Genomic DNA, 9,022 nt, shown 5'->3' with positions numbered 1-9,022 from the left:
GCTGCCGTCCAGCACCAGCCCGAAGCCGCCGTTGACGGCCTTGCCGATGCCGGTGCCGCCGCCGTTGTGCAGCGCCACCAGCGACATGCCGCGGGCCGCGTTGCCGGCGAAGCAGTGGGTGGCCATGTCGGCGGTGACGTTGCTGCCGTCACGGATGTTGGCGGTTTCCCGGAAGGGCGAATCAGTGCCGCCGGGGTCGTGGTGGTCGCGACCCAGCATGATCGGGCCGACCGCGCCCTCGCGCACCATGCGGTTGAAGGCCAGCGCGATCCGCACCCGCCCGGCGGCGTCCTGGTAGAGAATCCGCGCCTGGCTGCCCACCACCAGCCGGTTTTGCTGCGCGTCCCGGATCCAGATGTAGTTGTCGCGGTCTTCGGGACGGCGGTCGGGGTCGATGCAGGCCATGGCCGCCTGGTCGGTTTGGGCCAGGTCCTCGGGCCGACCGCTGAGGCAGACCCAGCGAAACGGCCCGTAGCCGTAGTCGAAGATCGGGCCCATGATCTCCTCGAAATAGGACGGAAAGACGAAGCCGTCCTTGGCGTCGCGGCCGTTGCGGGCCACCTCGGTCACCCCGGCGTCGAAGACCGCCTTTAAAAAGGCGTTGCCGTAATCGAAGAAGTAGACGCCGCGTTCCGCCAGGGTCCGGATCAGTTCGAAATGCCGCCGCAGGCTGCGGTCCACCAGACCCCGGAAGCGCGGCCGGTCGGTTGCCAGCAGCCGGGTGCGCTCGGCGAAGCTCACCCCCTGGGGGCAGTAGCCGCCGTCGTAGGCCACGTGGCAGGAGGTCTGATCAGAGAGCAGGTCGATATGGATGTCGTGGGCGACGGCGTAGGCCAGCAGGTCCACGATGTTGCCGCTGTAAGCGATCGACAGCGCTTTGCGGTCCGCCAGGGCCCGGGCGGCGGCGGCAAACACCTCGTCCGGGTCGCCCGAGACCATCTCCACCCAGCCCTGCTCGCGGCGCGTGCGGATGCGCGAGTCGTCCACCTCGGCGATGACCGAGACCGCCCCGGCGATGCTGGCGGCCTTGGGCTGGGCCCCGCTCATGCCGCCCAGCCCGGAGGAGACGAACAGCAGCCCGCCTAGGTCCTGGTCGGGGCCGATCCCGCAGCGCCGGCGGGCGGCCCCCAGAAGGGTGGTGTAGGTGCCGTGAACGATGCCCTGGGGACCGATGTACATCCAGCCGCCGGCGGTCATCTGGCCGTAGGAAGAGACCCCCATCTGGGCGGCGATCTCCCAGTCCGCGGGGTTGTCGTAGAGCCCCACCATCAGGCCGTTGGTGATGATCACCCGCGGGGCTGCAGGGGAGGAGCGGAAAAGCCCCAGGGGGTGGCCGGACTGCATCACCAGGGTCTGGTCGTCGGTCAGCTGCTGGAGGTATTTTTGGATCAGGCGGTACTGCATCCAGTTCTGGCAGACGCTGCCGGTCTCCCCGTAGGTCACCAGTTCGTAAGGGTAGAGGGCCACCTCGAAGTCCAGGTTGTTGTCGATCATCAGCTGACAGGCCCGGCCGGCGAGGCATCGGCCGGTGTACTCCCCGATCGGCCGGGCAACGATCGGTCCGGCGGGGCGGAAGCGGTAGCCGTAAATGCGGCCGCGCGCTTTCAACTCCGATAGAAACTCGGGGGCCAGGGCGGCGTGGTGGGCCGCGGGAATGTAACGCAGGGCATTTTTTAGGGCCGTGACCGTCTGGGCGCGGGTCAGGCGAAAGCCGCGGTCCGGGGCGCGGCGCACCCCGGGGGCGAATGCGGGCATTTCCGGGAGCGCTTCTTCCAGCCTGATCTGCATGGCGGCGGCAATCTCGCGATTGGAAAGCATGGCGTCACCTTGGGCGGTTTGAAGGCGAAGGTCGGGAAGCGGGCGGCCGCGAAGGGCTTAAAGGTGTTATACAGGCGGGAGCCGGCGTTTTGTCAAGCGCTATGTGGGAGACCGACGGCGGCCGTCCCGGCGGATCCCGGCCAAAAATCCGGACCGAAGGATCCCCCAGACATCGAAATCATTTCCCATTTTTGAAAAAATTTGAAACACTCGCTCCGGGTTGCAGCCCACTTAACCCCGGCGGAATCCCCCCACCCCTGCTGCGAAAGGAAACCCGTATGGCCCATCAGGACGACACCGGACGCCATGTCAGCGAGACCATCGCGAAACGCGCGGGGGTCGGCCCGAGCGACAGCGTAACCGGCTGGCAGGAGTTTCTATCCCGGATTCTGCAGACCATGGCGCCCTATCTGCGTGCCGGACGGCTGGTCACCTTTCAGGATCTGCTGCCGGTCGAAAAGGCCTTCTTCCGCTCGCTGCACGCAACGGTTCGCGTGCCGGCGCCAGCGGCGGCCCTCTATATCGCCCCCAGCGTGCGCTATCAGATGATGTACGCCAACCAGCAGCCGCGCCCGGCCCACCTGCCGGCCTTCGACCTGGAGAGCCAGCAGGATGCAGGGGTCCTCCTGGCCTCGGGGGCAACCGACCGGCGGGTCATCGTCAACGCCCTTTTCGCCCACCCGCCCTGCACCCCGGCCGTGGATGTCTACGAAAGCGGCCGGCTGATCGCCGGCTACACCTACTACACCATCGAGGAGTGCATGGCCGCCATCGGCCCGCTGCTCCAGGTGCACCTGACCCCGCCCGCCGCCTGATCCCGCCCCCCGAGGCCGAAGCCCACACCCGCACTTCACCCCGCAAAGACGCGGCCTCCCGGCGTTTCGGCGCCGTTCTCTCTTATCCGCGGCCGCAACCTCCCGCTGCCGCGGGTACCCCCCGCCTGCCGCCGGAACGGGGTCCCTTAAAACGGCTGGCAGCGCGGTTTCGACTTTGAATCAATTTCTTATATCCAGTTAACAAAAGCCTAACAAACCGGACCTATAAGAAGGAATGGAAGCGAGGGTCTGGCAGGTGGCGACGGTGGGGGCGGATATTCGATGTCCCGCGTGCGGGGCGGATGCGATCAACCGCTATGGCAGTACCCGGAACGGCAAGCGTCGCTTCCTGTGTCTGGTGTGCGGCCGCCAGTTCGTGTGGCCTTCAGGCAAGGCCGAAGCCACGGAGAGGCCCAACTGTCCGAGGTGCGGAGCCCCCATGCACGTTTACATGCGCCGGAAGTCCGTCACCCGTTATCGCTGCCGCAATTATCCCAAATGCAGAACGTTTGTCAAAGTGGATAAAAGCCAAGAGGAGTAGAAATGGATTCGGCGAACACCCTTCATCATGTCCCCGGCCGGTTGCGTGTCAAAATCCCCGCCTTGAGGTCCAACCCACAGAAATCCAGTCAAATTCATGATCTTTTGGACCTTTACGGAGTGCACACCGTGCGCGTCAACACCATGACCGGCAGCACCATCGTGACCTACGATCCCGACCGGATCGGGGTCGAACGCCTGCTCCAGGTGCTCAAGGAAAGCGGCCACTACGACGGCGCGCTCGATCTCGAGAGCGCTGACCCCGTCCAGCAGGTCACCGACAAGGCCGTTCGTCGGCTTGGCCGGGCGGTTTTCGGGTGGGCGGTGGGACGGGCGCTGGAAGCCAACGGCCTCTCCCTGATCGCCGCCTTTATCTGAGAGATCCCCGGGCGGGGCCCGGCCGGGCGCGCTGCCCTCGCAGACGCCTGGAAGAACCGGGGGGCCTTATCAGCCTGCTGCAGGCGGCATTCTTGAGCCTGCGGAAATCTTTAGCGGTTTCCGGGCATCGCCAGCTGCCCCAACCGCTTTCAAGAACCCATGTTTTCGGGGGACACTAATCGGTGTCCCCCCTTTTTTTCTGGATGCGGCCGATCCGCCCCGCAAACCCGGTTCGGGTGCCGTCATCCATCAGAAATGTGATTTCAAAAACTTATCGAGCCAAATGCGCGCGGAACCATCCAACTTCAGACTAATCATACCTGAACATACCGGAACTATTCTCCACCACTTCTTGCAAACCATGACCTCAAAACGGTCGGCTCCCCGGTCTGGGCCGGAACCAACCACCAGTCCGGCGAACAGCCAACGCGATTTTGGATGAATGGATTCAAACTTTCAGAACCAGAAAGTGAGGCGGCCACATGAAAAAGACTGAAGCAAAAATCAAGCGAACCCTGAATCCCCAGGCGACCGCAAAACTGCTGCAGCAACTGGCCTGCGAGGTTCAAGGGGAAGCTGTTGTGGAAGAAAGCGAATTCGGCCCGTTGCTGGCCGGTTACTCCAAGCTAAATCTCAAAATCAAGCCCAAGGAAGACGGGCTCCAGTTGAACCTCAAAATCCAACGAAATATCCCCGTTGACCGGAGCGCCGAACCCGGCACCGAGCAGACCCTGAGTGAATCAGAGGACCTTGATGAACCGAAAAAAACCAAGAATATTTACAAATCTCTGAAGAAACGCATGAAGGCCGCGTTCAAACAAATTGCCGAAAACCTGGACCAAAATCGGTTGCCGGAAGCATCTGTCTTGGAGGAGTTTCTGATCAACGCCGAGCGGATGGTCACCTTCCCGGGCTTTGGCGAAGAATACTATGCGGATTTCACCGCTGCTTGCGACCGATTCCGCGAAGCATATCAGCGCAAGGACTTTCGGGCCTTTCAGATGCATTTTTCAGAACTCGATCAGCTCAAAGAACAGTGCCATAAACGCTATAAATGAGGGCTCCTGAGGTAACACAATCTTCCCGCCGGGCTTTGCTGCGGGTTGTGGTGATGAATTTCGCCTCCCACCCATCCGGGTTTGGAAGCCTCGGGGCGTTGTTGTGAAAAAACCACCACCCAAAATACTGCATGACATGATCCGGCGTCTGCTTCGGCGTAACGCGGTCGGCAGTTTGCGACGGATTGTGGGCAAAACCCATCCGGCCGACCTGGCAAGGGTGGTTGGATCCCTTGACCACCCCCAGAAGACCCAGCTTTTCGCGCTGATCGGCAATAAGGGCATCCAGGCGCAACTGCTGAGTAAACTCGATCCCGACGATCTTCTGATCTTTGTCAACACCCTTGATCAACAACGATTGATTCGCTTGTTGGAGCAGCTTCCGACCGATGATGCGGCGGACCTGATTGGAAGACTTCCGGCCGAGAAAGCCGAAGCGCTCCTCAAGGGCATGAGAATCCCGGAATCGGAGGCGGTGGGGGAATTACTGCAATACGATCATCAGGTCGCCGGCGGCATCATGGTGCCCGATTTTTTGGCTTTTTCCGAGGACACCACAGCAGGACAGGCGATCGAAAGCCTGCAAACCGAGCAACTGGACGTCGAGATGCCATTTTACCTCTACGTCGTCGACCAGCACAAACGTCTCAGCGGTGTCTGCTCTCTGCGGCAGCTGGTTTCGGTTCCCCCGCAAACACCCCTGAAGGCGTTCATGTGCCCGGATGTCTATTCTGTTGCGGTTGACACCGATCAGGAGGAGGTCGCCAGAATGGTTGCACGCTATGACCTGTTGGCCGTGCCCGTTGTGGACGGCCTGGGGCATCTGGTCGGCATCGTCACGGTCGACGACGTGATCGATATCATCCGGGAAGAGGCCACCGAGGACATTTTGAAAATGGCCGGAGTCGGGCAGAGTTTTGTTGAAACCAAGTCCATTCTCACCAGCACGCGCATCCGCCTGCCGTGGCTTTTTGCCAGCTGTTTGGGCGGGATACTGGCCTTTTTCATAATCGAGTACTTTGAGTCCACGCTGGCGCAGGTGGTCTACCTGGCAGCTTTCATCCCGGTGATCATGGGCATGGGCGGAAATGTCGGCACCCAATCTTCGACCATCGTCGTGCGCGGCCTGGCCACGGAGCGCATCAACGTGCGCCAACTCGGTTCGGTTGTGCTCAAGGAGGTTTCTGTCGGCGGAATTTTAGGACTCTTTTACGGGGTGCTGCTCGGGGTTGTGGCTTTTTCGAGCTACCGCGCTTGGCGGCTGGGTTTGGTCGTTTCGGGAGCGGTGCTGCTCTCGATGGCCACCGCGGCGATGGTGGGCTCTCTGGTACCGATGCTGTGTGCACGTTTCCGGGTGGACCCGGCGGTGGCCACCGGCCCATTTGTGACCACCTCCATGGATGTCATCAGCGTGTTTTCTTATTTTTTGTTTGCGAAATACCTGCTGGACATCTGACGTGACGGCATCCGCTCAAAAACGGTCTCTTTCGGCCCGAATCTACGGCGCCGTGCTTCGACGACGCGGGCAGGGGAAAGGCGCAGCCCCTTTCCCAAAGCAACCCGGACTTTTCCGGCAGGACGCCAGAAAGAAATAGCGATGAAGGTGTTACCAAACGTCAAACCCGAGGGCCGGACCTTCGAAATTCCCGAGGCGATACCCTTGGAGGTCACCGAATCCGACGAAATAATTTTTAGGCAAATTACCTCCACCCAGCTCGATGCCGCTCAAAGGGAACGCATCACCAGCCCGGAAAAGCGTTTCCCCCGCCAAAAGATGGTGCTGGCCATTCATTGGCACCCGGAATTCATCCCCATTCCGCTGATCACTCAGCGTATTGAAGCGATGTTTCCCGGCAAAACCACCGAGTTGATCATACCAACGCAACATAACGTGCTGACCACTTACCAAGGTTTTACGGGTGCTGAAGTCGACTGCTTTGCCCGTGGTTTCAATCAGAAGGTCCAATTGCTGCTGCACTTCGAAAACGACAGACTGCAGCAGCCCAGCGCCAACCGCCTCAAGGTGATGCTCGCCCACACCTTCAAGTACCGCTCATCGCAGTTGTTCGATTTCATTTACACACTGACCAAACCCTCGGAAAAGCGGCTCAATGCCGCTGCCCGGGAAACCGGCGCCGATGATGCGCTGATAAGATTTGTGCGCATTTACGTGAAAAAGATAGCCGAATTATTAGAAAAAAACATGGATTCGATTCCGGCCGAAATGGTCAAAAATAAACTGCTGCGCAATTTCTTCGACCGTCTGCGACCGGTCTACGGCCAGGCTGTCATCGACCGCGCCCAGACCTTTCTGAAATCAGTCAAACAAATTGTCAAAGCGCATTTCTCCTTGCATTATTTTTATCGTGCCTCCGAGGTCATTGAGGAGGCACGCACTTTGGGGGCCGGCATCGTCGTGCCGCATCCCGAGCAGTTCTGGCCTATTCTGCTGGCCGATTACGATGTGGACGGTTTCGAAGTATGGAATCCCCAATCGCGGCGCTATACCGAGTTCCTGATTGACGTCATTCGTCGCAAAAACCGACAGCTGGGCCTGTCACGACGCCGACTGCTGATTTTCATGGGGGATGATACGCACATGGGGGAAAAAGTGCGTGATCCGGCGATTCAGGATCCTGAAAAGGCCAATCGCGAAATCGGCTTTCAGCCGGCCTGGGAGGAAATGGGTATTCGCAAAGCGCTGATCAGGGCCGACACCAGTTGCGAGGCGGTCATTGAAGATTACCGGCAGCGGCTGGCCGGCTGAAAACAAGAACTGATTGGAGAAACGCCTCCCGGATAGCATCTCCAGCAAATTTCATATCGCCGACCTTTTCTCACCCCGGCTTTCAGGCTCCAAAGAAATGAACCGGTAAACAGCAGCGCACATTTCGCTGCACGTGATGACCCAACCCGAAAGGAGATCTAAAATGGCGCAAAAGAATAATTTCGAGTATGAATCGGTGCAGGATGTTACCAGTATTCAGAGTTTTTTAAAATCATTGACCGAGGGATTCGAGAAGGGGCAAATCAAGTTTAATTCCCAGGAAGAAGAATTGGTATTGAACCCCGAGGGTCTACTCGCCTTTAAAATTCGGGCCAAGCTCAAAGACGACAAGAGCAAAATCGAATTGAAGATTTCCTGGAAAAAGTCACCGAGTCAGACGGAAAACCAAAAGCTTTCCATAGGATCCTGAACGATGATGGTCTTTGAATCGCTTGAGGAGAATTTCAAATTCCTGATCCTTGAGGTGGAAAACCAGGTCAAACTGACATTCGGCATGTTGAATGACGCCAACCCCGATTTGTTGGAAAAAATAACCTCCAAAGATGATTACGTCGACAACCTGAAAACCGTAATCGAGAATGAATGTTTTTCCAGGCTGAACTCCTCCCGCAATCTGAAAGAGGACGTCATCAATCATATCCGCTCGGTCCATGTCATCTGCGTCAACTTGGAGAGAATCGCCGATTTTTGCGTCAACATTGCCCGACAGACGGAATTTTTGATCGAATTCACCATTCTGCACCAAGCCGGCTACACGGATATGTTTGAGGTCATTCAGGAAAGTCTTTCCGAGGTTTTGCCGGTTTTGCAGTCCCGCGACCTGTCGGGAGCCTTGAAGATCTGTCAGGCCGAAAAACAACTCGATGGCCTATACAAGGACAATTTCGACTGGATTATGGCCCGGATGCGCACGGGACATTTCATCGAGGATTTGATTACGACGCTCTTCATTTTTCGCTATCTGGAACGCATCGGCGATGCCCTGCTGAACGTTGGGGAGGCATTGATTTTTGGGATATTGGGTGAGCGGGTCAAAATCGACCAGCTGAGCGCCCTGGAAAGGACCGTTTCGCAATCGAATCTGGCAAGCCCGCTGAAGGAGATGGATTTCAAATCCATCTGGGGGTCGCGCTCCGGATGCCGCATTGGTCGGGTGTTTGTCAAAGAAGATCAAGGCCGGCCGGCGCAAGCCATCTTCAAGGAAGGCAAAAAAGTCAAAGTTGTCCGCGAAAAGGAGAATATCGAGCACTGGGAACGGATCATGCCGGGGCTGGTGCCGAAGGTTTACGGGTTTTCCGAAGATAAGGACAGCGCCTCCATGCTGGTGGAATTTCTTCCCGGCCATACCCTGGATACGGTGATCCTCAGCGCCGACGAGGAGACCACCGAAAATGTGCTCGCACTGCTTGAGGCGTTGCTGGGCGGCCTCTGGCAGGAGAACCGCCATGAAAAACCCATCCCGACCACTTACATGGCCCAGCTGAAGGCCCGCATGGATGTCGTCCGGCGCGTTCATCCTGATTTTGTCAGACCGGCCAAGCGTCTCAATGGCTTACAAATCGCCTCCTCGGAAGAATTGATTGCGGCCTGCTCCCGCGTCGAGAAAGCGCACCACGCCCCGTTCT

Annotated in this window: 9 protein-coding genes; 8 read left to right on the top strand and 1 reads right to left on the bottom strand. The window is 58.6% G+C overall.

What is annotated here, in order from left to right; all coding sequences use genetic code 11:
* The coding region (locus tag LJE63_01745; GenBank protein MCG6905320.1) for a urocanate hydratase at nucleotides 1-1,818 on the bottom strand (1,818 nt) is incomplete at its 3' end.
* 278 nt (nucleotides 1,819-2,096) lie between these two features.
* Here LJE63_01745 and LJE63_01740 point away from each other — a divergent pair.
* From LJE63_01740 to LJE63_01705, 8 genes are all read left to right on the top strand, one after another.
* Nucleotides 2,097-2,633 carry a hypothetical protein gene (locus LJE63_01740; protein ID MCG6905319.1) on the top strand — a complete coding sequence of 179 codons (537 nt, stop codon included), beginning with the start codon at nucleotides 2,097-2,099 and terminating at the stop codon, nucleotides 2,631-2,633.
* A 235-nt stretch (nucleotides 2,634-2,868) separates the two neighbouring features.
* Nucleotides 2,869-3,174 carry a topoisomerase DNA-binding C4 zinc finger domain-containing protein gene (locus LJE63_01735; protein ID MCG6905318.1) on the top strand — a complete coding sequence of 102 codons (306 nt, stop codon included), beginning with the start codon at nucleotides 2,869-2,871 and terminating at the stop codon, nucleotides 3,172-3,174.
* Between the two features lie 2 nt (nucleotides 3,175-3,176).
* A complete protein-coding gene (locus LJE63_01730; GenBank protein ID MCG6905317.1) occupies nucleotides 3,177-3,551 on the top strand; it encodes a hypothetical protein in 375 nt (124 codons plus the stop codon).
* Nucleotides 3,552-4,033: 482 nt separating this feature from the next.
* Nucleotides 4,034-4,609 (top strand): GAK system XXXCH domain-containing protein, encoded by a 576-nt coding sequence (locus tag LJE63_01725; GenBank protein ID MCG6905316.1) that lies wholly within the window; start codon nucleotides 4,034-4,036, stop codon nucleotides 4,607-4,609.
* Nucleotides 4,610-4,712: 103 nt separating this feature from the next.
* A complete protein-coding gene (gene mgtE, locus LJE63_01720) occupies nucleotides 4,713-6,065 on the top strand; it encodes a magnesium transporter (protein MCG6905315.1) in 1,353 nt (450 codons plus the stop codon).
* Between the two features lie 141 nt (nucleotides 6,066-6,206).
* Entirely contained in the window at nucleotides 6,207-7,376 is a 1,170-nt protein-coding gene (locus tag LJE63_01715) for a hypothetical protein (GenBank protein MCG6905314.1), read from the top strand.
* A 163-nt stretch (nucleotides 7,377-7,539) separates the two neighbouring features.
* Nucleotides 7,540-7,806, top strand: a complete 267-nt coding sequence (locus tag LJE63_01710) for an amphi-Trp domain-containing protein (protein MCG6905313.1) — start codon at nucleotides 7,540-7,542, stop codon at nucleotides 7,804-7,806.
* Between the two features lie 6 nt (nucleotides 7,807-7,812).
* On the top strand, nucleotides 7,813-9,022 hold a 1,210-nt coding region (locus LJE63_01705; protein MCG6905312.1), incomplete at its 3' end, for a hypothetical protein.

The organism is Desulfobacteraceae bacterium, from assembly GCA_022340425.1.
In the GTDB taxonomy this organism is placed as follows: domain Bacteria; phylum Desulfobacterota; class Desulfobacteria; order Desulfobacterales; family JAABRJ01; genus JAABRJ01.
The sequence above is the reverse complement of the archived record's forward strand: the minus strand, read 5'-3'. Positions and strand labels throughout refer to the sequence as shown.